This is a genomic window from Bradyrhizobium sp. CSA112, assembly GCF_029051645.1.
GTDB lineage: Bacteria > Pseudomonadota > Alphaproteobacteria > Rhizobiales > Xanthobacteraceae > Bradyrhizobium.
Genome location: NZ_JAACFS010000005.1, coordinates 153,322 through 177,850, shown reverse-complemented (window position 1 = coordinate 177,850; position 24,529 = coordinate 153,322). Strand labels below are relative to the sequence as shown.

The window sequence follows — 24,529 nt, the reverse complement described above, 5'->3', positions numbered from 1 at the left end:
GGATCGCATGGAATTGTCCGACCTGACGACCTTTGCCACAGTCGCGCGGCTCGGCGGCATCACCCGCGCTGCCGACGAACTCAACACCGTGCAATCCAACGTCACGCAGCGGGTGAAGGCGCTCGAAGCCGAGATCGGCACCGCGTTGTTCGAGCGGCACAGCCGCGGCATGACGCTGACCGGCGCCGGCCGCCGTTTGCTGCCCTATGCGCAGCGGATGGCCGCGCTGTCGCGCGAGGCGCTGCTGGCCGCGCGCGACGACGGCGAGCCGAAGGGACCGCTCGCGATCGGCTCGATGGAGACGACGGCGGCAGTGCGCCTACCCTCTTTGCTCGCCGATTTCCATCGGCGCTTCCCGGCGGTGCGGCTGACCTTACGGACCTCGACAACGGCCGAGCTGGTGGCCAGCGTGCTCAACGGCACGTTTGACGGCGCGTTCGTCGCAGGTCCGGTCGAGCATGCCGAACTCAATACGACGGTCGCCTTCCGCGAAGAACTCGTGCTGGTGACGGCACTGCGATGGCAGAGCCTCGCCGCTTTACGCGCGGGCACGCCGGAATCGGGGCCGACCGCGCTGGTGTTCCGCACCGGCTGCACCTACCGCCAGCGGCTCGAGCAGATCTTCTCGGAATTCGGCTGGCCGTCTTCCGCGCGGTTCGAACTCGGCACGCTCGACGGCATGATCGGCTGCGTTGCCGCCGACATGGGCGTGACGCTGCTGCCGCGCGCTGTAGTTGGGCGAAACGACAGCGTGAGCATCCACACGCTAAGCCCGGCGCAGTCACGCGTGGAGACGCTTTTCATCACCCGCCGCACGGCGCATCAATACAGTGCCCTGCAGGTCTTCGCATCCTGCCTGAGCAACAATGGCGAGGTCATTGCAGCCTGACATACCAGCGCCGCACCGCAACGCCGGTCCAGATCGCCTCGACCAGTCCGAACGGCCAGGCGCCCTGTAAGAATCCATAAGCGGAGCCAAGCGCGCAGGCGCCAGCGAAGGCCAGGATGAACCAGTGGCTGCGGTCCTCCAGCGCGTATGCCACGAGCATCGCGGTCACCGCGAACAGGCCGAACAGACTGAGCGCATCCATCAAATAGCCTTACCCGCGTTCATTCCGCCGGACGAAACTTCTCTGCCATCTTTCCGCAACAAGACGATTTGCGCTGCACCCTTCCTCGGACGGCGATGCGAGCGTCATGCTCAAAAAACCTCTGGCCGCCCCACACTACTACGTTAGTATGAGGTGCTGGCTACCAAAAACCATAACGTCAATCTGGGAGGGACTGCGATGCGCATTGCGTTCGTATTGAGCTGTTCTGTCGCCTTGTTGGGTGCGGTCGGAACGGCAAGCGCTCAAGACTGGACGAAATCGAAATGGGGGCCGAACGACGAGATCGGCGCCGCCAACTACATGAAGCCCGAACTCGTCGTGAAAGCAGCGGGCTTGGTCAAGACCGGCAAAACCTACGCGCTCGGCATTCCCGTCGATTCCAAGACCCCCGCCTATCCGCCGCGGGCCTTCAAGGTCACGATCGTGCAGCCCGGCCAGGCCGGCATTCCCGGCCTTGGACCCAACAAGACGACCTACAACGACGACATCATTGAAGGCTGGGTCGGCGTCGGTAGTCAGTTGGACGGCCTCGGCCATCTCGGTATCGAGCACGTCTACTATAATGGCAACAAACTCGCCGATTTCGCCGATCCGACGGGACTGAAAAAGCTCGGCATCGAGAAAGTTCCGCCGATGGTGACCCGCGGCGTACTGCTCGACATGGCGGCTCACTACGGCACCGACGTGGTCAAGGAAGGCACCGCCTTCAACGTCAAGGAGATCGAGGAAGTCGCGAAGAAACAGGGCGTCGAAATCCGCCAGGGCGACGTCGTGATCTTCCACACCGGCTGGCTCAGCCTGATCGGCAAGGATGACAAGCGCTATGGTGCAGGTGAGCCGGGCCTAGGGGTCGAAGGCGCCAAGTATCTCACCGGCAAGGGCGTGGTCGCCGTCGGCGCCGATACCTGGGGACTCGAAGTCCTTCCCTTCGAGTCGAAAAACATCTTCGAGGTGCATCAGATCCTGCTGGCGATGAACGGGACCTATATCCTCGAAAATCTCGACACGGCAGAGCTCGCCAAGGACAAGGCCTATGAGTTCCTGTTCGTGCTCGGCCAGCCGCGCTTCAAGGGCGGCGTGCAGAGCATGATCAACCCGGTCGCGATCCGGTAAGACTAAATCGACGGATGGCGTGGCGTTCTCGCATGGACGCCACGCCCTGATCGGCTTTGCCTGTGCGGCACACCGCGTGTTAAGCGGAACCATGCCCGCCCCTATCCTTCCCCTGATCGATGCTGTCACCCACTGGCCCGAGCGTGGCGCCCTCATCGGCCTCGATCTCGGCACCAAGACCATCGGCGTCGCCGCGTCCGATCCTGACCGCCGGCTGGCGACCGGCGTCGAGACGATCCAGCGCAAGGCTTTCAAGGCCGACGCGGCGCGGCTGTTGGCGATTTCGGGCGAACGCAGCGCCGTCGGCTTCGTGCTCGGCCTGCCCATCAACATGGACGGCAGCGAGGGGCCACGCGCGCAATCGACCCGCGCCTTTGCCCGTAATTTTTCCAACCTCACGGGGCTTGCCATCGCTTTATGGGACGAGCGGCTCTCGACCGCGGCCGTCGAGCGCGAATTGATCGGCATGGACGTCTCCCGCGCCCGCCGTGCCGAGGTGATCGACGAGCATGCCGCGATGTTCATCCTGCAGGGTGCGCTGGACCGGCTGGCGAAGCTGCGCGGAGATCGCTGATGGCGGTGGTGATCTCGGCGCTGCTGCCGGTGTTTCTGCTGATCGTGCTCGGCTTCATCCTCAAGCGCAGCCTGATGCGGCTGGACACGCAATGGCACGGGCTGGAGAGGCTGACCTATTACGTCCTGTTCCCGACGCTACTGATCCAGACGCTGGTGAAGGCCGATCTGTCCAGCGTTCCGGTGGCCGGAGTCGGCGGCGCGCTGATGCTCTCGGCGCTAGTGATGTCGCTCTTGTGCCTGGCGCTGCGGCCCCTCTTCTGCCGCTGGAACATCGATGGCCCGGCCTTCACCTCGATCTTCCAGGGCGCAACGCGCTGGCAGACTTTTGTCGCGCTCGCCATCTCTAGCAATCTCTTTGGCCACACCGGGCTGGCGCTGGCCTCCGTCGCCATGGTCGCGATCATTCCGCTTGTGAATGTGTTCAGCGTGTCGGTGCTGGCTCACTACGCTACGCCGGAAAAGCAGTCGCTCCGCGCGATCGTGATGACAGTGCTGACGAATCCTTTGATCTGGGCCTGCGCGATCGGGCTCGCGGTGAATGTCACGCATCTGCCGCTGCCACAGGTCTGGCACGACGTCGCCGAGGCGCTCGGCCGCTCATCCCTCGGCATCGGACTGCTCGTCACCGGCGCGGGCCTGCAGCTTGCAGGTATGTTCCGTCCGAGCCTAGCCGCTTCGATCGCGGTGTTCCTCAAGCTGATCCTGATGCCGGTTCTTGGCATCGCGCTGGCGCTGTGGTTCGGCATATCGGGCTCAGGCCTGGTGATCGTTGCTGTCTGCTCGGCCGTGCCCACCTCGTCCTCGGCCTATGTGCTGGCGCGGCAAATGGGTGGCGACGCCCCGCTGCTGGCCCAGATCATCACGCTGCAGACCATTTTGGCGGCGATCACGATGCCGATTGCGATTGCATTGGTGGCGTAGCCGTCATTGCGAGCGAAGCGAAGCAATCCATAGGGCGGCGAGTTGAGACATGGATTGCTTCGTCGCTGGCGCTCCTCGCAATGACGGGGAGAGAGCCTTACCCCTGCCCGGCCAACCAGAGGGTCTGAATCGTCGCTGCCAGATTATTGATGCCGTGCAGCGCGATGGTCAGCCAGGTCGAATTGGTGCGGTAGCGCAGATAGCCCAGCAGCAGGCCGATCGAAAACACCTCGCCGAAGAAGAACCAGTCGTATTGCAGATGCAGCGCGGTCCAGGCCAGCGACGACAGGAAGATGGCCCCGGCGACGCCGAGCCTTGATTCCGACCAGCCGCGGTAGAGGAACCCGCGCGCAAAAATCTCTTCCCACATCGGCGCGGCCACGGAAAACGCGATCACCAGCAGCCACAGCGCGCCATCGGCCTGGGCTGATTTCAGCACGTCGCCCATGAAGCCCGGCGTTACCTCGCGCCCAAGTGCCCGCGACAGCAGGTCCCAGCCGCCGACGAGAATCGCCAGCGCGGCGACGCCTGTGAGGAAATTGCGCCATGAGGGCCAGCGCAGCGCCAGATATTCGGCAAAGGGTATCCGCGTCGGACGGATCGCGACCCACGACGCCAGCAGCACGGCGGGCAGTCCCAGGATGACGGACAGCGAGATGGTAAGGCCGCTGCCGACGATACGGATCGCATCAGCGATGTCGAACGACCCGCCATGCCGCAGCACGAAGTAGATGATGACCGTGACCTGGCCGAGGAACACCGCTGCGAAGATGAACAGGCCCCACAGCGACGTGCCCCAGAATTTCCAGACGCGTGGCGGCTGCTGATCGGGGATCGCGGGCGGTACGGCAGTGGGACTTGCGGTGGTGAGGGAGTCCATCAAGTGACTTTCATAGCCGGAGGATTATCTTCGTCATGCCCGGGCTTGCCGCTGAAGCTTCAGCGAAGGCGGCAAACCCAGCCAGGACGGTGAGACGCATTCATGCTCACGGCAGCGCGCGCTCCAAGAGTCCGCTTATGTCGTCATTGGCCAGATCGACCGCGCCGTACATGCCGGCGTGATTCCCGGCAAGGCGCGTGGCCGCGAACAACTGCGCATGCCGCGGCGACGCCGCATTAAGCGCGGCGGAAGCCGCCAGCAGCGCCAGCTTCTCGACCGCCAGCCGCGCCACGCGCTCGCTGTCCGGCCGGTGGAAGGCCTTGCCGATGAACGCGGTTGCCTCACCCGCGCCCCGCAATCCGAGCGTCTCGCCGGTCAGTTCATGCAAGATGCCGGATGCCGCTTCCGGCTCGCGCGACAGCGCGCGGAGCACGTCGAGGCACATCACATTGCCGGAGCCTTCCCAGATCGCATTGACCGGCGCCTCCCGGTAATGCCGTGCCACAATGCCCTCTTCCACGTAACCATTGCCGCCGAGGCACTCCATCGCCTCATAGAGAAAGCCGGGCGCGCTCTTGCAGACCCAGTATTTGATGGCCGGCGTCAGCAGCCGCATATAGGCGGCTTCCTTGGCGTCGACAGGCGCGCGGTCGAACGAACGGCACAGCCGCATCACCAGCGCGACGGTGGCCTCGACATGCAGCGCCATGTCCGACAGCACCGCCTTCATCAGCGGCTGATCGGCGAGATGTTTTTGGAACACGCTGCGATGCCTTGCGTGGTGCAGCGCATGCGCCAGACCGGAGCGCATCAGACCGGCCGAAGCTATCGCGCAATCCTGCCGGGTCAATTGCACCATCTGGATGATGGTGCGGATACCCTTGCCCTCGTCGCCGACGCGCTCGGCATGGGCGCCGTGAAACTCGACTTCCGAGGAGGCGTTCGAACGGTTGCCGAGCTTGTCCTTGAGCCGCTGGAACCGGATCGCGTTGATCGACCCGTCGGGCGTAAAGCGCGGCATGAAGAAACAGCTCAAGCCATCCTCGGCCTGTGCGAGCACCAGGAAAGCGTCGCACATCGGCGCCGACATGAACCATTTGTGCCCGGTGATGCGGTAGGCATTCCCGTCGCGCTCCGCCCGCGTCATGTTGGACCGCACGTCGGTGCCGCCCTGCTTCTCGGTCATGCCCATGCCGAGCGTCATGCCGCGTTTTGTCGGCCACGGCGCAAAGCTCGGGTCATAGGAACGCGTGCCCAGCACCGGCATCACCCTGGCCAGCAGGTCGGGCTGTTCTGCCAGCGCGGCGACGGAGGCCCGCGTCATGGTGATCGGGCAGAGATGTCCGGTCTCGACCTGCGCGGCCATGTAAAATTTGGCCGCGCGGATCACCTCCGACGCACCGCCGGCCGGCTTGCCTGACCCGTTCCAGGTCGAATTGTGCACGCCGGCGTGCGCACTATGCGCCATCAACTCGTGATAGGCCGGATGAAACTCGACCTCGTCGCGGCGATTGCCGCGGGCATCGAAGGTGCGCAGTTTCGGCGTGTTCTCGTTGGCAACGCGGCCGCGTTCGGCCATGACGGCCGAACCCCAGTGGTTGCCGAAGTCCGACAACTCGCCCTCGGCCGAAGCGCCGCCGTTGGCGGCCACCGCTTCGACCAACGGCCGATCGGCCGCAAATAGATCGATATCCTCAAACGGTGGTGACTGGTTGAAGACCTCATGGGTCGCGAATGTTGCCTGGCTCATGGCTGATCCTGGAACCCCGTGATTCATTTCCTCGGTACAATCGGGAAATCATAGGCCGGCCCGCCCGCCCCCGGCAGCGAAAAGTGCCACCACTCCTTCGAATAGTTTACAAATCCTCGCCGCGCCATCACCAGAACCAGCTTCTCCCGCCAGCGGCGCTGGGCTGCGGTGATGGATTTCGCTGATGTGTGCGACCTGACGTCGGAACAATCATAGCCGGTGCCCATGTCGACGCTGCCATCCGGCGCGCGAAGGTTCACATTGGCGGTGCAGTCGCCGTATTCCTTGGTGGGATCGAATACCGCTGAATTATCGGCCTTCAGATCGACCAGCGTAAGGTCAAGCGCAGCACCGGTGGAATGCCCGGAACGCTCGGCGATATATCCCAGACGAAACAGGTCTGCCTTGCTGAACGACGGATTGTAGCGCTTCTGCGCCGGTGTCTCCTTGCCGTCGCGCGACCACGCCACCATGTCGGCAACCGCGCGCGTGGGGCGGTAGCAATCGAACATCTTCAAGGACAGACCCTGCAGCGCGAGCTCTTCCTGAACGCTCTTCAGCAGCACGCCGACTTCGCGCTTCACCACACATTCGGCGGCTTGATACCCCCTGAGGGGACGGCCGACGAAATTGTTGGGGCCGGCGTAACGCGTATCCTGAATGATGGTCGGATCGATATCGCGCAGATAGACGAAGCCGGCGGGCAGTTTTGGCGTCTGCGCCGCGGCGCTCGCCAGGCAACCCGCTGCGAATATCGCCGCGAGTGCCATCCGCCTTGTCGCACCCCTGCTGATGGTTACGCCAGTGCCCACAACATAATCCGAATGCACTGAATGAAATGCCGTAGGTTTTCCATGGCCTGATCGTGCGCCGATCTCGGCACCCTAGCGGAAACCGGCGGTAGGGGACACCATCCGCCGCCGTTTTCCCTGCCGCCGATGCGCTAGTGGATAAGTCCGGACGCAGGATTTGAAGCTTGCCCTACCCGGCATCTCTGCCTATAGCTCTCGCTTTAATGACCCCTGCATCGAAATCGACCTTCGTCCTCGGGCACCGGCATCTGCTGGGAATCGAGGGGCTTTCCGCTGCCGATATTACCGGCCTGCTCGACCTTTCCGAGGAATATGTCGAGCTCAACCGCCAGGTGGACAAAAAGCGCACGTCTTTGCGCGGTCGCACCCAGGTGAACCTGTTTTTCGAGGCCTCGACCCGAACCCAATCCTCGTTCGAACTGGCGGGAAAACGGTTAGGGGCCGACGTCATGAACATGTCGGTGTCCTCGTCTTCGATCCGCAAGGGCGAGACGCTGATGGACACGGCCGTGACGCTCAACGCCATGCACCCGGATATCCTGGTGGTGCGGCACCACGCCTCCGGCGCGGTGGAACTCCTGGCGCGCAAGGTTGACGGTTCCGTGATCAATGCCGGTGACGGGGCCCACGAGCATCCGACCCAGGCGCTACTGGATGCGCTGACCATCCGCCGCAACAAGGGCCGGCTGGAAGGGCTGGTCATCGCGATCTGCGGCGACGTGATGCATTCGCGGGTGGCGCGCTCCAACATCCTCTTGCTCAACACCATGGGCGCGCGCGTCCGAGTGGTGGCGCCCTCCACGCTGCTGCCGCGCGGCATCGAGCGAATGGGTGTCGAGGTGGCACGCGACATGCGCGAGGGCCTCAATGGCGCCGACATCGTGATGATGCTGCGGCTGCAGCGCGAGCGGATGAACGGCTCATTTGTGCCGTCGTCCGGCGAATACTTCCACTATTTCGGTCTCGACCAGAAGAAGCTCGCTTACGCCAAGCCGGACGCGCTGGTGATGCATCCGGGACCGATGAATCGCGGCGTCGAGATCGACTCGATCGTGGCGGATGGCGCGCAATCGCTGATCCGTGAACAGGTAGAAATGGGAGTGGCAGTGCGGATGGCGGTGCTGGAAGCGCTCGCCCGCAACCTGCCGAACGCGTAAATCATGCTGACAGAACGCCGCCCGATCCTGCTCGCCAACGCCCGCGTCGTCGATCCCTCAAGGGATTACGACGGCCCCGGCGATGTGCTGATTGCCGACGGCATGATCCGGGACTCAAAACGCGGCATCGGCGCCGCCGGCGTGCCCGAAGGCACCGACATCGTCAATTGCGCCGGCAAGATCGTCGCCCCCGGGCTGATCGACATGCGTGCCTTCGTCGGCGAGCCCGGCGCCAGCCACCGCGAAACCTTTGCCTCCGCCAGCCAGGCGGCTGCGGCCGGCGGTATCACCACCATCATCTGCCAGCCGGATACCTCGCCCGTTATCGACAATTCGGCGACGGTCGACTTCGTGCTGCGCCGTGCCCGCGACACCGCGATCGTCAATATCCACCCGATGGCCGCACTGACCAAGGGCCTGGGCGGCGTGGAGATGACCGAGATCGGGCTATTGAAAGCCGCCGGCGCGGTGGCCTTCACCGATGGCGACAAGAGCGTCACCAATGCGCAGGTGATGCGACGGGCGCTGACCTACGCGCGCGATTTCGACGCGCTGATCGTGCACCACACCGAAGACCCTGACCTCGTCGGCGAAGGCGTGATGAACGAGGGCGAATTCGCGGCCAGGCTCGGCCTCGTCGGCATTCCCAACGCCGCCGAAGCCGTGATGCTGGAGCGCGACATGCGCCTCGTGGCGTTGACCGGCGGGCGCTACCATGCGGCATCACTGTCCTCGATCGAGTCGCTGGAAATCCTCAAGCGCGCGCGAGACGCCGGCCTCGACGTCAGCGCTTCCGTGTCGATCAATCACGTCACGCTGAACGAGAACGATATCGGCCCCTATCGCACCTTCCTGAAATTGTCGCCGCCGCTGCGCACCGAGGACGACCGCCTCGCGCTGGTTGCCGCCGTGGCCTCCGGATTGATCGACGTCGTGATGTCGGATCACAATCCGCAGGACGTCGAGGTGAAGCGGCTGCCGTTCGCGGAAGCGGCGCCCGGCGCGGTTGGGCTGCAGACCATGCTGCCGGCGGCGCTGCGGCTGATCCACAACCGCGAGATGAACTTCAAGACGCTGATCCGGGCGATGTCGACGCGGCCTGCGGAGCTGCTTGGCCTGCCCGGCGGTTCGCTGCGCGCTGGTTCCCCGGCCGACGTCATCGTGATCGATCCCGACACGCCCTGGGTGCTCGATCCCGCGGACCTGAAATCGCAGTGCAAGAACACGCCGTTCGACGAAGCCCGCTTCTCGGGGCGCGTCGTGCGTACTATCGTGGGCGGGCGGACAGTTTATGAGCACGTCTGATTCGTCCGAAACGGGCCGCGGTGGGAGCTACCGCAATGTCTGAGGCATTCCTCGTCGTCGCCTTCCTGATCGGCTATCTGCTCGGCTCGATCCCGTTCGGCCTGGTGCTGACCAAGCTTGGCGGCACTCAGGATCTGCGCTCGATCGGAAGCGGCAATATCGGTGCCACCAACGTGCTCCGCACCGGCCGCAAGGGCCTCGCCGCGGCCACCCTGATCGGCGACATGCTCAAGGGCACGTTCGCGGTCATCATCGCCGGTTATTTCGGCGGCGCCAATGCGGCGATGCTGGCCGCGCTCGGCGCATTCCTCGGTCACCTTTTCCCGGTCTGGCTGAAATTCCAGGGCGGCAAGGGGGTGGCAACCTATATCGGCGTGCTGATCGGCCTGTTCTGGCCCGCAGCCCTGATGTTCTGCCTGATCTGGCTCGCCACCGCCTTCACCACGCGTTACTCGTCGCTGTCGGCGCTGGTCGCCGCTTTCGTCACGCCGCTGTTCCTGTGGTGGTTCGGCCATCCGGCGCTGGCGTCGCTGTTCGTCGTGCTGACGCTGCTCCTGTTTTACAAGCACACCGAGAACATCAAGCGGTTGCAGGCCGGGACCGAGGGGCGGATCGGCGCGAGGTAACCTACTTCCGCCGCAGTGCGTCTTCCGCAAACCGCGCTGCAGCCAGCGCCTTGGCATCGGCGCCATATCTCGCAATCACCTGCACGCCGACAGGCAAACCGCCGTCCGCGATGTGCGCGGGAACATTGACGCAAGGCACACCCATCAGCGTCCAGAGGCGGTTGTAGCGGGCGTCGCCGGTCGAGCCCAATCCCTTGGGCGCAGCACCCGGGGCCGGCAGCGTCAGCAGCACATCGACTTCGTCGAACAGTTCTTCCAGTGCCTGCCTGGCGCGGCTCGCTGTTTTGATCGCCTCGTCATAGGCGACAGGCGGCGTGTTCCTGCTTTCATCCAGCTTTGCGCGCAGCAGCGGCGCCATCTCCGCGTAATGTTCGCGATATTCCCAGGCAAGCGCCCGATGCGCCTCGAACTCCTGCACGATCGGCTGCGCGCGCCATGCCTCGGCGAAAATCTCGGGCAAGTCCAGCGCATGCACCGAGGCGCCGGCTTTTTCCACCGCCCGTGTCGCGATCCGCAACGCCTCCCCACCCGACGCGTCTGGCGCGCCGGCGAAATCCTGTGTCACCACGCCGATGCGCGGAGTCGGAATATCAGGTGGCAGGAGCAATTCGGGCCTGCCGGTCATCGCGGACAGCCCGCGCGCCACGTCGTCCACACCGGCCGCGAACAACCCGACCGTATCGAGCGTCCACGAATAGCACTTCACGCCGACCGCCGGCAGCAAACGGTAGGACGGCTTGATCGCAGCGACGCCGCAGAATGAGGCCGGCCGGATCACCGAACCGCCGGTCTGCGTTCCCAGCGCGAGCGGGATCATGCCCGCCGCTACCGCTGCCGCTGAGCCGGACGACGATCCGCCCGGCGTATGACCGTGATTGTGCGGATTGAGCGTCGCCGTCGGATCTATCGAGGCAAACGCGGTGGTCGTGGTCTTGCCGACGATGCTTGCGCCCGCCTGCTTTAGCATCATCACCACGGCGGCATCGCCGCGCGATCGAAATCCCCGGTAGATCGGCGAGCCCATCTCGGTCGGGAAATCCGCCGTATCCATGATGTCCTTGATACCGACCGCAATCCCGCGCAGCGGCCCGACGCTTTGCGCGCGAAGACTTTCGTCCCGACAAACGAAGGCGCCGATGGACTTTTCATGTGCACTGGTTGCTTCGAGCGACTGCGCGATCGCGGCGTCTGCGGAAAGGTCGCCGGCATCGATGCGGCGCTGAAGTTCGGCGAGCGAGATCATGAAGGCATTCCTCTGATGAGGACGCAGGTTACGGAGAGCCTTGGCATGGAGCAAGCGTAACACCCATCACAATCAAACAGGTTGATTGCAATCTCCGGTTGGGCAAAGCTGCATCGCATGGATGACCGGACGCAAATCACCGCCCACCTCACCGACGCCGACCGGATCGACCGGCTGCGGCTGATCCGGTCCGACAATGTCGGCCCGCGCACTTTTAACTCGCTCATCAGCCACTTCGGCAATGCGCGCGCGGCGCTGGAGCGGCTGCCGGATCTGGCGCGGCGTGGCGGCGCTACTCGCTCAGGGCGCATCTGCAGCGAGGAGCAAGCACGGGCCGAACTTGCCGCGAGCAACAAGATCGGCGTCTCGCTGGTCGCGCCCGGCGAAGCCGCCTATCCGCCGCGGCTGGCGGCGCTCGACGATGCGCCACCCCTGCTCGGCGTGCGCGGCAACCTCGATGCGATGATGCGGCCGATGATCGCGATTGTCGGCTCACGCAACGCCTCAGGCGCCGGGCTGAAATTCGCCAGCCAATTGGCGCACAACCTTGGAGAAGCCGGCTTCGTCGTCATCTCCGGGCTGGCGCGCGGCGTCGATCAGGCTGCGCATCGCGCGACGATCGAGAGCGGCACGGTCGCGGTGCTAGCGGGCGGTCACGACCGGATCTATCCGGCGGAGCATGAGGATTTGCTGGCCGCCCTGCTCCCACGAGGCGGCGCGATCTCCGAAATGCCGCTCGGCCATGTGCCGCGCGCCCGCGATTTTCCACGGCGCAATCGCCTGATCTCGGGCGCATCGCTTGGCGTCGTGGTGGTGGAGGCCGCGCACCGCTCGGGATCGCTGATCACGGCGCGGATGGCCGCCGAACAGGGCCGCGAAGTCTTTGCCGTGCCCGGCTCGCCACTCGATCCGCGCGCCGCCGGCACCAATGATTTGATCAAGCAGGGCGCTGCGCTGGTCACCGAAGCCAGCGACGTCATCAACGCGGTGCAGCCGATCATGGAGCGGCCGACCGTGCTCGAGGCGCGCGAAGGCGATGATGAGCCGCTCGATTTCGACACCGATCCGGGCGAGCGCGAACGCATCCTCGCGCTGCTCGGACCGAGCCCTGTCAGCCTCGACGATCTGATCCGGATGTCGGGCCTCTCGCCCACCCTCGTGCGCACCGTGCTGCTCGAACTCGAACTCGCCGGACGGCTGGAGCGCCACGGCGGCGGGCTGGTGTCGATGATCTGATCAGGACTCGCTGTTGCGCGCGTCGAATTTCGTCCGCGCACGCTGGATCTCCGGCTGATGCTCAATTGCCCATTGGCCGAGCGCCTTTACCGGCGCAGACAAGCCACGCCCAAGTTCGGTCAATTCGTAATCGACCCGCGGCGGAATGGTCGGAAATACTGTTCGTGTCACGAGACCATCCCGTTCCAATCCGCGCAGCGTGAGCGTCAGCATCCGCTGCGAGATGCCGCCGATCATGCGCTTGATCTCGTTGAAGCGCTTCGGGCCATCGCCGAGCATCATGATGACGAACACGCTCCATTTGTCGCCGACCCGCGCCAGGACGGAGGCCGCGCCGCGGCAGTCACTGTCGAGGTGCGGACCGGGTGGAAAGGCAGGCACTTTTTTGTGCTCGGGTCTCATGGATGTGCTCGGGTGTAAAAAATGTGCGTTCTTGCGGGGTTTTAGGACAGTCACTCATATAGCGCCAGTTACAAACTTATACCAAGGGTGACCTCATGAAGCTTCTGCATCTCGATTCCAGCGTTCTCGGCCCCCACTCCGTCAGCCGTCAGGTTTCCGCCGCCATCGTCGACCGCCTGCGCCAATCTACGCCCGGGCTCGAAGTCAGCTACCGCGATCTCACGCTTACGCCGCTGGCGCATCTCACCGGCTCACACCTCGCCGCCGGCCAGGGGGCGGCCCCGGAAGCTTCGCTGCGCGAGGATATCGCCGCCGGTCAGGCCGTGCTGGAAGAATTCCTCGCCGCCGACATCGTCGTGCTCGGCGCGCCCATGTACAACTTTACCATCCCGAGCCAACTCAAGGCCTGGATCGACCGCATCCTGGTCGTAGGCAAAACATTCAAGTACAGCGCGCAAGGCGCCGAAGGGCTGGCAGGCCACAAACGTGTCATCGTCGCGCTGTCGCGGGGCGGTTATTACGGCCCGGGCACGCCGGCCGCCGCCGGCGAGCATCTCGAAACCTATTTGCGCTGGGTGTTCGGCTTCATCGGTATCAAGAGCCCTGAATTCATTTCCGCCGACGGCATCCAGATTGGTCCCGAACATCGCGAAAAAGCCGTGGCTGGTGCGCTGAAAGCCGCAAGCGATCTGAACGCCGCCTGAGTTTGGGCGACAGCGGCTGCCGTCGCCCGACGGCAGCCGTTCGCGCATGATGGCAAAAGAGCCCGGTCAGAAAAGGCCGTTGATGCGGCAGATAACGATGACGAGGGAAACCAAGAGACCGATGCCGGAGAACAGCGCTACTGAAACGAACTGAGCGGTGTCCGAATCCTGCGAGGCAGATGAAGAGACGTCGACCCTTTTCGGCATGACTGCTCTCCGGTTCTCTTCGGTCAAAAGACTCCCATCCTTTGAATGTCTGGCAATGCCAACTGACGTTCAATGCGCCCTTCCGGCCCAGCGCCAATCGGTCGCAGGGCTCCGGGCTGGCCGGACGTCAATTTGCGGAGGCCTGCTTCATCCCCGATAGATCGGCGCGCCGCTCGGAGAGGCCGTGGCACCGCCATCGACGAACAATTCCTGGCCCTGCACATGCGCGGAATCGTCTGACGCCAGGAACAGCACCGTCTTGGAGATATGATCGGGTTCGCCGATGCGGCCGAGCGGCGTCGAGAGCGCGATTCGCTTCTCAAAGGCCTTTTCGGCTTCCGGCGTTGCGATTGCCGCGCCCCAGATCGGGGTGCGGATCGCGCCCGGCGCCACCACGTTGACGCGGATGCCGCGCGGCGACAGTTCGGAGGCCATGATGCGCGCCATCGCCCGCACGCCTGCTTTCGCCGCGCCATAGGCCGAATAGCCGGGGATGCCGAGCACCGAGATGACAGAGCCGTTGAGAATGATCGAGGCGTTGTCGTTGAGATGCGGCAGCGCGGACTGAACCGTGAAGAACACGCCGGTGAGGTTGGTGCTGATGACCTTCTGAAACGCATCGATATCAGTCGCGCCCAGCGGCGTGCCGCCGGCGATGCCGGCATTGGCGAACAGAATGTCGTACTTGCCGAACTTCGCGGCCCCCTTCCCGATTGCGGCTTCGGTCGCTGCGACATCGGTGGCGTCAGCCACGACCGCGAACGCATTCGGGCCCAATTCCGCCGCGGCGACATCGAGCGTCACCTGGTTTCGTCCTGTGATGACGACCTTGGCGCCTTCGGCCACGAACAGCCTTGCGGTCGCAAGCCCGATGCCGCTGTTGCCCCCTGTGATTAACGCCGTCTTGTTCGCGAGCCTCATGGCCGCCTCCAATGGTTGCATGATTAAACTAGATTGCCCAGTTAGAGCGCCTGGTTTAATATTGCAACCACAAAAGGCCGTGATCTGGCCTTTATCGACGGAGCCCACCATGGTGAAACGGACCAGCTTTGAGCACGACGATTGCCCGATCGCACGCTCGCTGGATGCGATCGGCGACTGGTGGTCGATGCTGATCATTCGCGAGGCGCTGTTCGGGGTCAGCCGCTTCGGCGAATTCCAGAAGAGGCTCGGCCTCGCCAAGAACATCCTCACGGTGCGGCTGCGCGCGCTGACCGATCAGGGCATTCTGAAAACCGCGCCCGCCTCCGACGGCAGCGCGTATCAGGAATACCTGCTGACGCCAAAGGGCCGCGGCGTCTTCCCGATCTTGGTCGCCTTGCGGCAATGGAGCGAGGAGTTCGACGAGCGGCCGGAAGAGATCAGCACCATCCTGGTCGACAAGGAAAACGGCCAGCCGGTTCGCAAGCTCGAACTCTATTCGCAGGATGGGCGGCTCCTGGGCGCGGGCGATACTGCGCTGAAGCCGCGCCCGGCAGCGAAGCTACGCAAGCGGGTTGTCGCATAAGCGAGTTCTTCTCCCTCTCCCCGTTCTTTACGGGGAGAGGGTCGGGGTGAGGGGCTGCCTCCGCGAGTGAGCTCTATCGATAGACCTGTACCCCTCACCCGGATCGCATCTGCGATGCGATCCGACCTCTCCCCCAAGCGGGGCGAGGTAACAAGATCGAATGTTAAGACAGCTTACGCTTGCTCCGGGTGCGCAGGCGCTCTTCTGCCTCGAGCTGCGCCATGCTTAGCAAATGGCTGAGCACCTCGAGCCGGTGACGCTCCGCCAGTTTGACCAGTTCGGCAACGGTCTCCGCGATAAAGGTCACGGCCTCGTCGGGGCCGCCCTCCTCACCTCGTTCAGCGGTTCGTTCCTCGGGTGGCGAGTCCCGACGCTTGCCTGAAGCTTTTGCTTTCCGCTTCCGGCCGCCTGAAGCCTTGCTCAAAAAATTTGCATCCAATGGCTTTGAATATTGCCCAGAAATAACTCCTTTATTGACGCAACTCTAGGCAGCACTTCGTACCTATGTGGATATAAAGTCGAAGCCAAGGGGTCCCTGCTTCCTTACTGCGGATTTGACAGGGGCCGCCTCACCACCCATGTTCGGGTCCAATCGGTGGGCCGCGAGTCTCGCGGAACCCGCCTTTATCTTTTCCCATAAGCCATTGGAATGACATGAATATCGTCATCGTGGAGTCGCCGGCGAAAGCCAAGACTATCAACAAGTATTTGGGCGCCTCCTACGAGGTTCTGGCCTCGTTCGGCCATGTCCGCGACCTCCCTGCCAAGAACGGTTCCGTCGATCCGGATGCCAATTTCCAGATGATCTGGGAGGTCGATCCCAAGGCGGCCGGCCGGCTCAACGACATCGCCAAGGCCTTGAAGGGCGCCAGCCGACTGATTCTCGCAACCGACCCTGATCGCGAGGGCGAAGCGATCTCCTGGCACGTGCTGGAGGTGATGAAAGAGAAGCGCGCGCTCAAGGATCAGAAGATCGAGCGCGTGGTGTTCAACGCCATCACCAAGCAGGCCGTAACCGATGCGATGAAGGCGCCGCGGCAGATCGACGGAGCGCTGGTCGACGCCTATATGGCGCGCCGCGCTTTGGACTATCTGGTCGGCTTCACGCTCTCGCCGGTGCTATGGCGCAAACTGCCGGGCGCGCGCTCGGCCGGCCGCGTGCAGTCGGTGGCGCTTCGCCTGGTCTGCGACCGCGAGCTCGAAATCGAAAAATTCGTCCCCCGCGAATACTGGTCGCTGGTCGCAACGCTGACCACGCCGCGCGGCGACAATTTTGAGGCGCGCCTTGTCGGCGCCGACGGCAAGAAGATCCAGCGTCTGGATATCGGCTCCGGCGCGGAGGCCGAAGACCTCAAAAAGGCGATCGAAGCCGCAAACTTCACGGTTTCGACCGTGGAAGCCAAGCCTGCGCGCCGCAATCCGCAGGCGCCTTTTACCACCTCGACGCTGCAGCAGGAAGCCAGCCGCAAGCTCGGCTTTGCGCCGGCGCACACGATGCGCATCGCACAGCGGCTCTATGAGGGCATCGACATCGGCGGCGAGACCACCGGCCTCATCACCTATATGCGAACCGACGGCGTGCAGATCGACGGCTCCGCGATCACGCAGGCGCGCAAGGTGATCGGCGAGGATTACGGCAACGCCTATGTGCCTGACGCGCCGCGCCAGTATCAGACCAAGGCCAAGAACGCCCAGGAAGCGCACGAAGCGATCCGCCCGACCGATCTGTCGCGCCGGCCCGCCGAGATGCGCCGCCGCCTCGATACCGATCAGGCCAAGCTTTATGAGCTGATCTGGATCCGCACCATCGCAAGCCAGATGGAATCGGCCGAACTCGAACGCACCACCGTGGACATCGCGGCAAAAGCGGGCTCCCGCGTGCTGGAACTGCGCGCCTCGGGCCAGGTCATCAAGTTCGACGGCTTCCTCGCGCTCTACCAGGAAGGCCGCGACGACGAGGAGGACGAGGATTCGCGCCGCCTCCCCGCCATGAGCCAGGGCGAAGCCTTGAAGCGGCAGGCGCTCGCCGTCACCCAGCATTTCACCGAACCGCCGCCGCGCTTCTCGGAAGCTTCGCTGGTCAAGCGGATGGAAGAGCTCGGCATCGGCCGCCCCTCGACCTACGCCTCGATCCTGCAGGTCCTCAAAGACCGCGGTTACGTCAAGCTCGAGAAGAAGCGGCTGCATGGCGAGGACAAGGGCCGCGTCGTGGTCGCCTTCCTCGAAAACTTCTTCTCGCGCTATGTGGAGTATGACTTCACCGCCGCGCTGGAAGAACAGCTCGACCGCATCTCCAACAACGAGATTTCCTGGCAGCAGGTGCTGCAGGATTTCTGGATCGGCTTCATCGGCGCGGTCAACGACATCAAGGATCTGCGCGTCGCCGAGGTGCTGGACGCGCTTGACGACATGCTAGGGCCGCACATCTACCCCGCCCGCGCCGATGGCGGTGACATCAGGCAGTGCCCGACCTGCGGCACCGGCAAACTGAATCTGAAGGCCGGAAAGTTCGGCGCCTTCGTCGGCTGCTCGAATTACCCGGAATGCCGCTACACGCGCCCGCTCGCCGCCGATAACGAAGCCAGCGCCGATCGTGTGCTCGGAAAGGATCCCGAGACCGACCTCGACGTCACGGTGAAGGCCGGACGTTTCGGCCCCTACATCCAGCTCGGCGAGCAAAAGGATTATGCCGAAGGCGAAAAGCCCAAGCGCGCCGGCATCCCGAAGAACATGTCGCCCGGCGACATGGAGCTGGACCTGGCGCTGAAGCTCTTGTCGCTACCGCGCGAAATTGGAAAGCATCCGGAAACCGGCGAGCCGATCACTGCCGGCATCGGCCGCTTCGGCCCGTTCGTACGTCACGAAAAGACCTATGCGAGCCTGGAAGCCGGCGACGAAGTATTCGACATCGGCCTCAACCGCGCGGTGACGCTGATCGCGGAGAAGATCGCCAAGGGTCCAAGCGGCCGCCGCTTTGGCGCCGATCCCGGCAAGCCGATCGGCGAGCATCCGAGCCTTGGCGGCGTCGCGGTGAAGAACGGCCGCTACGGCGCCTATGTCACGGCCGGCGGCGTCAATGCGACGATCCCGAGCGACAAGACGCCTGATACCATCACCCTCGCTGAAGCCATCGGACTGATCGACGAGCGCGCCGCCAAGGGCGGCGGCAAGCCGAAGCGCGGCGCGAAGAAGAAGGCCGCACCGAAGAAGGCAGCCGCCAAGACCGCCGCCAAGGCTGCCGACAAGGCTTCCGATCCCGGCACGCCAAAACCTGCCAAGAAGGCGGCAGCGAAGAAAGCCGCGGCGAAGCCGAAGTCGGAAGCCATCAGCAAGGCGCGCGCGCCAGTCGCGTCGGCTGCCAAGACAATGGCGGCCAAGCCCACAGCAGCATCCAAAACGCCTGCGAAGAAGAGCGCGGGCAAGGCCCGGGGATAAGTGAAGAGAAAACATGACAATGGCTTTCCGGCCCGAGACGCCATCGTCGCCTTTATCCGTGCGAATCCAGGCAAGATCGGCACGCGGGAAATCGCCCGCGAGTTCGGTCTGAAGAATGCCGACCGCGCCGAGCTGAAGCGCATCCTGCGCGAACTCGCCGACGATGGCGCCATCGCCAAGCGCGGCCGGAAGATCCACGAGACGGCGCTCCTGCCCCCGACCGTGATCGCCGACATCACCGGCCGCGATACCGATGGTGAATTGCTCGCCACCCCCACCGAATGGGACACCGAGGAAAACGGTCCCGCGCCGAAGATCCGCATCCACGTCCCGCGCCGTCTGCAACCGGGCACCGCTGCGGGCGTCGGCGACCGGGCCCTGTTGCGGATCGAGAAGGCCGATGATGGCGAAGGCGCCCCCTATCGCGGCCGAATCATCAAGATCATCGATCAAGCCCGCACGCGCCTGCTCGGCATCTTCCGCAAACTGCCTGGCGGCGGCGGCCTGCTCGTTCCCGTCGACAAGAAGCAGGCCGGGCGCGAACTAAACATTGCGCCAACGGACACCGGCGGCGCCGAGGACGGCGACCTCGTCAGCGTCGATCTGGTTCGCTCGCGCGGCTACGGCCTTGCCTCCGGCAAGGTGAAGGAGCGGCTCGGCTCGCTGTCGAGCGAAAAGGCGATCAGCCTGATTGCGATCCACGCCCACGAAATCCCGCAAGCTTTTTCTCCGTCAGCATTGCGCGAGGCGGAGGCCGCCGAGCCCGCGACGCTGAAAGGCCGCGAGGACTGGCGCGAACTGCCGCTCGTCACCATCGATCCGCCCGACGCCAAGGACCATGATGACGCGGTGCACGCCGCGCCCGATCCCGATCCGAACAACAAGGGCGGCTACATCGTCCATGTCGCGATTGCCGACGTCGCTTTCTACGTGCGGTCGGGCGCGGCGCTGGACCGTGACGCGCTGACGCGCGGCAACTCGGTCTATTTCCCCGACCGCGTGGTGCCGATGCTGCCCGAGCGCATCTCCAACGATCTCTGTTCACTGGTGCCGGGCGAAGCGCGCGGCGCGCTCGCAGTGCGGTTGGTGATCGGCCCCGACGGCCGCAAGCGCTCGCACAGCTTTCATCGCGTGCTGATGCGCTCGGCCGCCAAGCTGCATTATGCGCAGGCGCAGGCCGCGATCGACGGACGCCCCGACGACTTAACCGGCCCGCTGCTGGAGCCGATACTGAAACCGCTCTATACGGCCTACGCGCTGGTAAAACTTGCGCGTGACGAACGCGATCCGCTGGACCTCGACCTGCCCGAGCGAAAGATCCTGCTGAAGCCGGATGGAACGGTCGATCGCGTCATCGTGCCGGAACGGCTCGACGCGCACCGGCTGATCGAGGAATTCATGATCCTCGCCAACGTCGCCGCCGCCGAAATGCTTGAAAAGAAGGCGCTTCCGCTTATCTACCGGGTGCATGACGAGCCGACGCAAGAGAAGGTTCATAATCTCCAGGAATTCCTGAAGACGCTCGACCTGCCGTTTGCGAAGACCGGCGCGCTACGACCCTCGCTGTTCAATCGGGTGCTGGGCCAGGTCCGCGGCGAGGATTACGAGCCGCTGGTCAACGAGGTGGTGCTGCGCTCGCAGGCGCAGGCGGAATACTCGGCGGAGAATTACGGCCATTTCGGCCTCAACCTTCGGCGCTATGCGCATTTCACTTCGCCGATCCGGCGATACGCTGATCTGATCGTGCATCGCGCGCTGATCCGCGCGCTGGGTCTCGGCGAAGGCGCGCTGCCCGACACCGAGACGCTGGAGACGCTGAGCGAAGTCGCGGCGCAGATTTCGGTGACCGAACGCCGCGCCATGAAGGCGGAACGCGAGACCGCCGACCGGCTGATCGCGCATTTCCTCGCCGACCGTATCGGCGCGACGTTTCAGGGCCGGATTTCCGGCGTTACCCGCGCCGGCCTGTTTGTGAAGCTTTCGGATACCGGTGCCGACGGGCTGATCCCGATCCGCACGCTCGGCACGGAGTACTACAATTACGACGAGACGCGTCACGCGCTCGTCGGCTCACGCAGCGGTGCCATGCACCGGCTGGGTGACGTTGTCGACGTGCGTCTGGTAGAAGCTGCACCAGTGGCTGGCGCGTTGCGGTTTGAGCTGTTGTCGGAAGGCCAGGTCATTCCGCGCGGCAGAAAACGCGACGGTGCGAAAGCGTCGACAAGGGCGTCGAAATCGCATCCGGGCCGCAGCCCGCGCGACAAGGTTCGCAAGCCCCACAAGGGCAAGTCCGGTAAAGCCAAGCCCGGCAAATCGAAGAAAGGCAAGTCATGGAAACGGTGAGTACCGCGACGACATGGAGCCGGGATACCGTGCAGGGCGAGAAGCGCGATCTCTGGACCGCGATGAAGCGCGGTTTTCGCTGCCGCTGCCCGCGCTGCGGCGAAGGCAAGATGTTTCGCGCCTTTCTGAAGACGGCTGATAATTGCTCGGTATGCGGGCTCGATTTCACGCCGCACCGCGCTGACGATCTGCCGGCCTATCTCGTGATCGTCGTTGTCGGTCACATCGTGGTACCGGCGGCTTTGTGGATCGAAACCAATTTCTCGCCGGCCGTATGGCTGCAGTTGGCGATCTACTTGCCGGTGACGCTCCTTTTATCGCTGGTACTGTTGCAGCCGATCAAGGGCGCAGTGGTCGGCATTCAGTGGGCCCTGCGCATGCACGGCTTTGACGAGAATGCCCCTGGCGACATTCCACCGGTCTAGGGTCTAGCTAAACCGGCAGCAACAAGAACACCAAGACGGGGATGGAATGAGCGAAGTCGCGACTGCAGTACAAGAAGGAAAAGAAGCCGATCACCATCCTTATTTCCGGCCCAAGGATGCAGCCACGCTGATCCTGATAGACCGCTCGGGCGAGAAGCCGAAGGTTCTGGTTGGCAAGCGCCACGACAAGGTGGTGTTCATGCCGGGTAAATATGTTTTCCCCGGCGGCCGTGTCGACAAGTCGGACAATCGCATTCCCGTCGCCGCTCCCATTTCCGCCGAGCTCGAGGCCAACCTGCTCAAGGGCAGCCCGAAGATCGCGCCGTCGCGCGCCCGTGCTCTGGCGGTTGCCGCGATCCGCGAGGCCTGCGAGGAAACCGGTCTCTGCCTTGGCCGCAAGGTCGACAATCGGATCAAGCTCGACGGCGCCTGGAAGCCGTTTGCGGATGCGGGCCTGTTGCCCGATCCGTCGGGCCTGTTCCTGATCGCGCGCGCGATCACCCCGCCCGGCCGCGTCCGCCGTTTCGATACGCGCTTCTTCACCGCGGATGCTTCCAGCATCGCCCATCGCGTTGAAGGCGTGATCCATGCCGATGCCGAGCTGGTCGAACTGGTATGGGTCGAGATCGGCTCGCAGCCGCTCGCCGACGCCCATGCCATGACCAAGAACGTGCTCGCCGAACTCGACCGCCGCCTCGCCACAGGCCCGCTGCGCCACGACGCTCCGGTGCCGTTCTTCCACTTCTACGGCGGCAAGATGCAGAAGGATGTGCTGGGGGCGTAAGGCTCCACTCTCTCCCCGTCATTGCGAGCGCAGCGAAGCAATCCATGCCTCCGCCCGGGGATAGATGGATTGCTTCGCTTCGCTCGCAATGACGGTATTGGCGCCGGCGAATTGTTCTCCCCCAATCCCCTAAATTGCAAAATTCTTCTCGACCCCGCCGATGGCGCCGCCGCTGCCCGTCCCTATCTCTTCCCCAACAATAACAGCGACGGAAACGGGGTAATGGCACAGCGGCAACTCAAGCTCGGCGCGTTCATGCGGCCGGTATCCATCCACACCGGCGCTTGGCGCTATCCGGGCGCATGGCCAGATGCCAATTTCAATTTCCCGCGCATCAAGCAACTGATCCAGAAGCTCGAAGCCGGCAAGTTCGACGCCTTCTTCATGGCCGACCATCTGGCCGTGTTGAACATGCCGATCAATGCGCTCAAGCGCAGCCACACGGTGACTTCGTTCGAACCGTTCACGCTGCTGTCCGCGCTGGCCAGCGTCACCGAACATATCGGCCTGATCGCGACGGGATCGACGACGTTCGACGAGCCCTATCATGTCGCCCGGCGCTTCGCCTCGCTCGACCACATCTCTGGCGGGCGCGCGGGGTGGAATATCGTCACCACCTCCAATCCGGATGCCGCGCTCAATTTCGGGCTCGACGACCACATGGAGCACGCCGAGCGTTACAAGCGGGCGCGCGAATTCTATGACGTGGTCACAGGTCTCTGGGATTCCTTCGCCGATGACGCCTTCGTGCGCGACGTCGAGGCCGGGCTCTATTTCGACCCGGCGAAGATGCGCGTGCTCAATCACAAGGGAAAATATCTGTCCGTGCGCGGGCCGCTCAACATCGCCCGCCCCGTGCAGGGTTGGCCGCTGATCGTGCAGGCCGGCGCATCCGAGGACGGCAAGCAGCTCGCGGCGGAGACGGCGGAAGCCGTGTTCACCGGCGGCGGCAGCCTCGCCGACGGGCAGAAGCTTTATGCCGACATCAAGGGCCGCATGGAGAAGATCGGGCGCAACCCCGAGCACCTGAAGATCCTGCCCGGCGCCTTCGTCGTGGTCGGCGATAGCGTGGAAGAAGCAAAAGAGAAGAGAGCAAAGCTCGACAGCATGGTGCATTACGACAGCGCCATCGCCTCGCTCTCCGTGCAGCTCGGCACCGACGCCTCCGGCTTCGATCCCGACGGGCAGTTGCCGCCGATCCCCGAAACCAACGCCAGCAAGAGCGGCCGCCAGCGCCTGGTCGATGCCGCCGCGCGCGACAAGCTCACGGTGCGCCAGCTCGCCCAGCGCGTCGGCGGCTATGGCGGTCTGTCCTTTGTCGGCACGCCGCAAACCATCGCCGACCAGATGGAGGAATGGCTGATGAGCCGAGGCAGCGACGGCTTCAACATCATGTTCCCGTTCCTCCCCGCAGGGCTCGACGATTTCGTCGACAAGGTGGTGCCGGAACTGCAGAAGCGTGGGATTTTCCGGAAAGAGTACGAGGGCAAGACGCTGCGGGAGAATCTGGGGCTGCCGAGGCCGAAAAACCGGTTCTTCGAGGGTTAACGCGCAAATTCCGCAAAAGTGGACACCGGTTTTGCGATCAGAATACGCGCAAAACATGGATTCCACCTCGAATCTGGCCGGTTTTTGCCCCGAAAACCTTGACTTTGAGCGATCAGAAGCTAGGTTGCGCGCAAATGCAGGCCGATTTGGCCGGCGCCCGATATCCCCATATTTGAGGTTCTGAACATGGCCAAAGCGGTCACCATCAAGGTCAAGCTCGTTTCCACGGCGGATACCGGCTTCTACTACGTCGCCAAGAAGAACTCGCGCACCATGACCGACAAGCTGGTCAAGAAGAAGTACGACCCGGTCGCGCGCAAGCACGTCGAGTTCAAGGAATCGAAGATCAAGTAATTCGTAAGCGCGTCGCTGGCGGATTGAACGGGGCCCTTCGGGCCCTGTTTTTATTTGCGCCGAGCATGGCCGCTCCACGCATAAGTGTC

Annotated in this window: 25 protein-coding genes; 16 read left to right on the top strand and 9 right to left on the bottom strand. The window is 63.9% G+C overall.

Going from position 1 to position 24,529, the window contains the following annotated elements:
• The first annotated feature begins 7 nt into the window (after nucleotides 1-7).
• Complete coding sequence (locus GWE18_RS13160; RefSeq protein WP_275186165.1) at nucleotides 8-889, top strand: LysR family transcriptional regulator; 882 nt, start codon at nucleotides 8-10, stop codon at nucleotides 887-889.
• Here GWE18_RS13160 and GWE18_RS13155 read toward each other — a convergent pair.
• Nucleotides 876-1,091 (bottom strand): hypothetical protein, encoded by a 216-nt coding sequence (locus GWE18_RS13155; RefSeq protein ID WP_057848541.1) that lies wholly within the window; start codon nucleotides 1,089-1,091, stop codon nucleotides 876-878. The two genes, GWE18_RS13160 and GWE18_RS13155, sit on opposite strands and share 14 nt — an antisense overlap.
• A 198-nt stretch (nucleotides 1,092-1,289) precedes the next feature.
• On the opposite strand from GWE18_RS13155, the gene GWE18_RS13150 reads away from it, so the two are divergent.
• The 3 genes from GWE18_RS13150 (at nucleotide 1,290) to GWE18_RS13140 (ending at nucleotide 3,722) form a co-directional block, all read left to right on the top strand.
• Entirely contained in the window at nucleotides 1,290-2,225 is a 936-nt protein-coding gene (locus GWE18_RS13150) for a cyclase family protein (RefSeq protein ID WP_275186164.1), read from the top strand.
• Between the two features lie 91 nt (nucleotides 2,226-2,316).
• Complete coding sequence (gene ruvX, locus GWE18_RS13145) at nucleotides 2,317-2,799, top strand: Holliday junction resolvase RuvX (protein WP_275186163.1); 483 nt, start codon at nucleotides 2,317-2,319, stop codon at nucleotides 2,797-2,799.
• On the top strand, nucleotides 2,799-3,722 hold the full coding sequence (locus tag GWE18_RS13140; protein ID WP_275186162.1) for an AEC family transporter: 924 nt from the start codon (nucleotides 2,799-2,801) through the stop codon (nucleotides 3,720-3,722). Before ruvX ends, GWE18_RS13140 begins: the two co-directional genes overlap by 1 nt.
• 97 nt (nucleotides 3,723-3,819) lie before the next feature.
• Here the strand turns inward: GWE18_RS13140 and GWE18_RS13135 are convergent, their stop codons facing one another.
• The 3 genes from GWE18_RS13135 to GWE18_RS13125 form a co-directional block, all read right to left on the bottom strand.
• Nucleotides 3,820-4,602: a type II CAAX endopeptidase family protein gene (locus GWE18_RS13135; RefSeq protein ID WP_275186161.1), complete on the bottom strand. Its 783-nt coding sequence runs from the start codon at nucleotides 4,600-4,602 to the stop codon at nucleotides 3,820-3,822.
• Nucleotides 4,603-4,708: 106 nt separating this feature from the next.
• A complete protein-coding gene (locus GWE18_RS13130; protein WP_275186160.1) occupies nucleotides 4,709-6,352 on the bottom strand; it encodes an acyl-CoA dehydrogenase family protein in 1,644 nt (547 codons plus the stop codon).
• Between the two features lie 23 nt (nucleotides 6,353-6,375).
• Nucleotides 6,376-7,122 carry a M15 family metallopeptidase gene (locus GWE18_RS13125; RefSeq protein WP_275186159.1) on the bottom strand — a complete coding sequence of 249 codons (747 nt, stop codon included), beginning with the start codon at nucleotides 7,120-7,122 and terminating at the stop codon, nucleotides 6,376-6,378.
• Between the two features lie 245 nt (nucleotides 7,123-7,367).
• Here GWE18_RS13125 and GWE18_RS13120 point away from each other — a divergent pair, with 245 nt between their 5' ends.
• From GWE18_RS13120 to plsY, 3 genes are read left to right on the top strand one after another with little or no spacing between them, the layout of a single operon-like run.
• Complete coding sequence (locus GWE18_RS13120) at nucleotides 7,368-8,321, top strand: aspartate carbamoyltransferase catalytic subunit (RefSeq protein ID WP_028345624.1); 954 nt, start codon at nucleotides 7,368-7,370, stop codon at nucleotides 8,319-8,321.
• A 3-nt stretch (nucleotides 8,322-8,324) separates the two neighbouring features.
• Nucleotides 8,325-9,626: a dihydroorotase gene (locus GWE18_RS13115; protein ID WP_275186158.1), complete on the top strand. Its 1,302-nt coding sequence runs from the start codon at nucleotides 8,325-8,327 to the stop codon at nucleotides 9,624-9,626.
• 35 nt (nucleotides 9,627-9,661) lie between these two features.
• Nucleotides 9,662-10,252 (top strand): glycerol-3-phosphate 1-O-acyltransferase PlsY, encoded by a 591-nt coding sequence (gene plsY / locus GWE18_RS13110; protein ID WP_275186157.1) that lies wholly within the window; start codon nucleotides 9,662-9,664, stop codon nucleotides 10,250-10,252.
• 1 nt (nucleotide 10,253) lies between these two features.
• On the opposite strand, the gene GWE18_RS13105 is transcribed toward plsY, so the two are convergent.
• Nucleotides 10,254-11,495 carry an amidase gene (locus tag GWE18_RS13105; RefSeq protein WP_275186156.1) on the bottom strand — a complete coding sequence of 414 codons (1,242 nt, stop codon included), beginning with the start codon at nucleotides 11,493-11,495 and terminating at the stop codon, nucleotides 10,254-10,256.
• A gap of 117 nt (nucleotides 11,496-11,612) precedes the next feature.
• Between GWE18_RS13105 and dprA the strand changes: the two genes are divergently transcribed.
• Nucleotides 11,613-12,731, top strand: coding sequence for a DNA-processing protein DprA (gene dprA, locus GWE18_RS13100; protein WP_275186155.1), 1,119 nt, complete (start codon nucleotides 11,613-11,615; stop codon nucleotides 12,729-12,731).
• Here dprA and GWE18_RS13095 read toward each other — a convergent pair whose 3' ends face one another.
• Complete coding sequence (locus tag GWE18_RS13095; protein WP_275186154.1) at nucleotides 12,732-13,133, bottom strand: helix-turn-helix domain-containing protein; 402 nt, start codon at nucleotides 13,131-13,133, stop codon at nucleotides 12,732-12,734.
• A 95-nt stretch (nucleotides 13,134-13,228) separates the two neighbouring features.
• Between GWE18_RS13095 and GWE18_RS13090 the strand changes: the two genes are divergently transcribed.
• Nucleotides 13,229-13,837: an NAD(P)H-dependent oxidoreductase gene (locus GWE18_RS13090; RefSeq protein ID WP_275186153.1), complete on the top strand. Its 609-nt coding sequence runs from the start codon at nucleotides 13,229-13,231 to the stop codon at nucleotides 13,835-13,837.
• Nucleotides 13,838-13,903: 66 nt separating this feature from the next.
• Here GWE18_RS13090 and GWE18_RS13085 read toward each other — a convergent pair whose 3' ends face one another.
• Both GWE18_RS13085 and GWE18_RS13080 read right to left on the bottom strand, forming a co-directional pair.
• Nucleotides 13,904-14,044, bottom strand: a complete 141-nt coding sequence (locus tag GWE18_RS13085; RefSeq protein WP_275186152.1) for a hypothetical protein — start codon at nucleotides 14,042-14,044, stop codon at nucleotides 13,904-13,906.
• Between the two features lie 147 nt (nucleotides 14,045-14,191).
• A complete protein-coding gene (locus GWE18_RS13080; protein ID WP_275186151.1) occupies nucleotides 14,192-14,965 on the bottom strand; it encodes an SDR family oxidoreductase in 774 nt (257 codons plus the stop codon).
• Between the two features lie 109 nt (nucleotides 14,966-15,074).
• Between GWE18_RS13080 and GWE18_RS13075 the strand changes: the two genes are divergently transcribed.
• Nucleotides 15,075-15,551, top strand: a complete 477-nt coding sequence (locus tag GWE18_RS13075) for a helix-turn-helix domain-containing protein (protein WP_275186150.1) — start codon at nucleotides 15,075-15,077, stop codon at nucleotides 15,549-15,551.
• Between the two features lie 163 nt (nucleotides 15,552-15,714).
• Here the strand turns inward: GWE18_RS13075 and GWE18_RS13070 are convergent, their stop codons facing one another.
• Nucleotides 15,715-15,975 carry a hypothetical protein gene (locus tag GWE18_RS13070; RefSeq protein WP_275186149.1) on the bottom strand — a complete coding sequence of 87 codons (261 nt, stop codon included), beginning with the start codon at nucleotides 15,973-15,975 and terminating at the stop codon, nucleotides 15,715-15,717.
• A gap of 230 nt (nucleotides 15,976-16,205) precedes the next feature.
• On the opposite strand from GWE18_RS13070, the gene topA reads away from it, so the two are divergent.
• From topA to rpmG, 6 genes are all read left to right on the top strand, one after another.
• Nucleotides 16,206-18,986 carry a type I DNA topoisomerase gene (gene topA / locus GWE18_RS13065; protein ID WP_275186148.1) on the top strand — a complete coding sequence of 927 codons (2,781 nt, stop codon included), beginning with the start codon at nucleotides 16,206-16,208 and terminating at the stop codon, nucleotides 18,984-18,986.
• Nucleotides 18,987-21,329, top strand: a complete 2,343-nt coding sequence (rnr, locus tag GWE18_RS13060) for a ribonuclease R (RefSeq protein ID WP_275186147.1) — start codon at nucleotides 18,987-18,989, stop codon at nucleotides 21,327-21,329.
• Nucleotides 21,317-21,754, top strand: a complete 438-nt coding sequence (locus GWE18_RS13055) for a DUF983 domain-containing protein (protein WP_275186146.1) — start codon at nucleotides 21,317-21,319, stop codon at nucleotides 21,752-21,754. The genes rnr and GWE18_RS13055 overlap by 13 nt, the downstream gene beginning before the upstream one ends.
• 46 nt (nucleotides 21,755-21,800) lie before the next feature.
• Nucleotides 21,801-22,538, top strand: a complete 738-nt coding sequence (locus GWE18_RS13050) for an NUDIX domain-containing protein (protein WP_275186145.1) — start codon at nucleotides 21,801-21,803, stop codon at nucleotides 22,536-22,538.
• 222 nt (nucleotides 22,539-22,760) lie between these two features.
• Nucleotides 22,761-24,086 (top strand): LLM class flavin-dependent oxidoreductase, encoded by a 1,326-nt coding sequence (locus GWE18_RS13045; RefSeq protein WP_275186339.1) that lies wholly within the window; start codon nucleotides 22,761-22,763, stop codon nucleotides 24,084-24,086.
• 186 nt (nucleotides 24,087-24,272) lie between these two features.
• Nucleotides 24,273-24,440: a 50S ribosomal protein L33 gene (gene rpmG / locus GWE18_RS13040; protein WP_027537094.1), complete on the top strand. Its 168-nt coding sequence runs from the start codon at nucleotides 24,273-24,275 to the stop codon at nucleotides 24,438-24,440.
• Nucleotides 24,441-24,529: the final 89 nt, after the last annotated feature.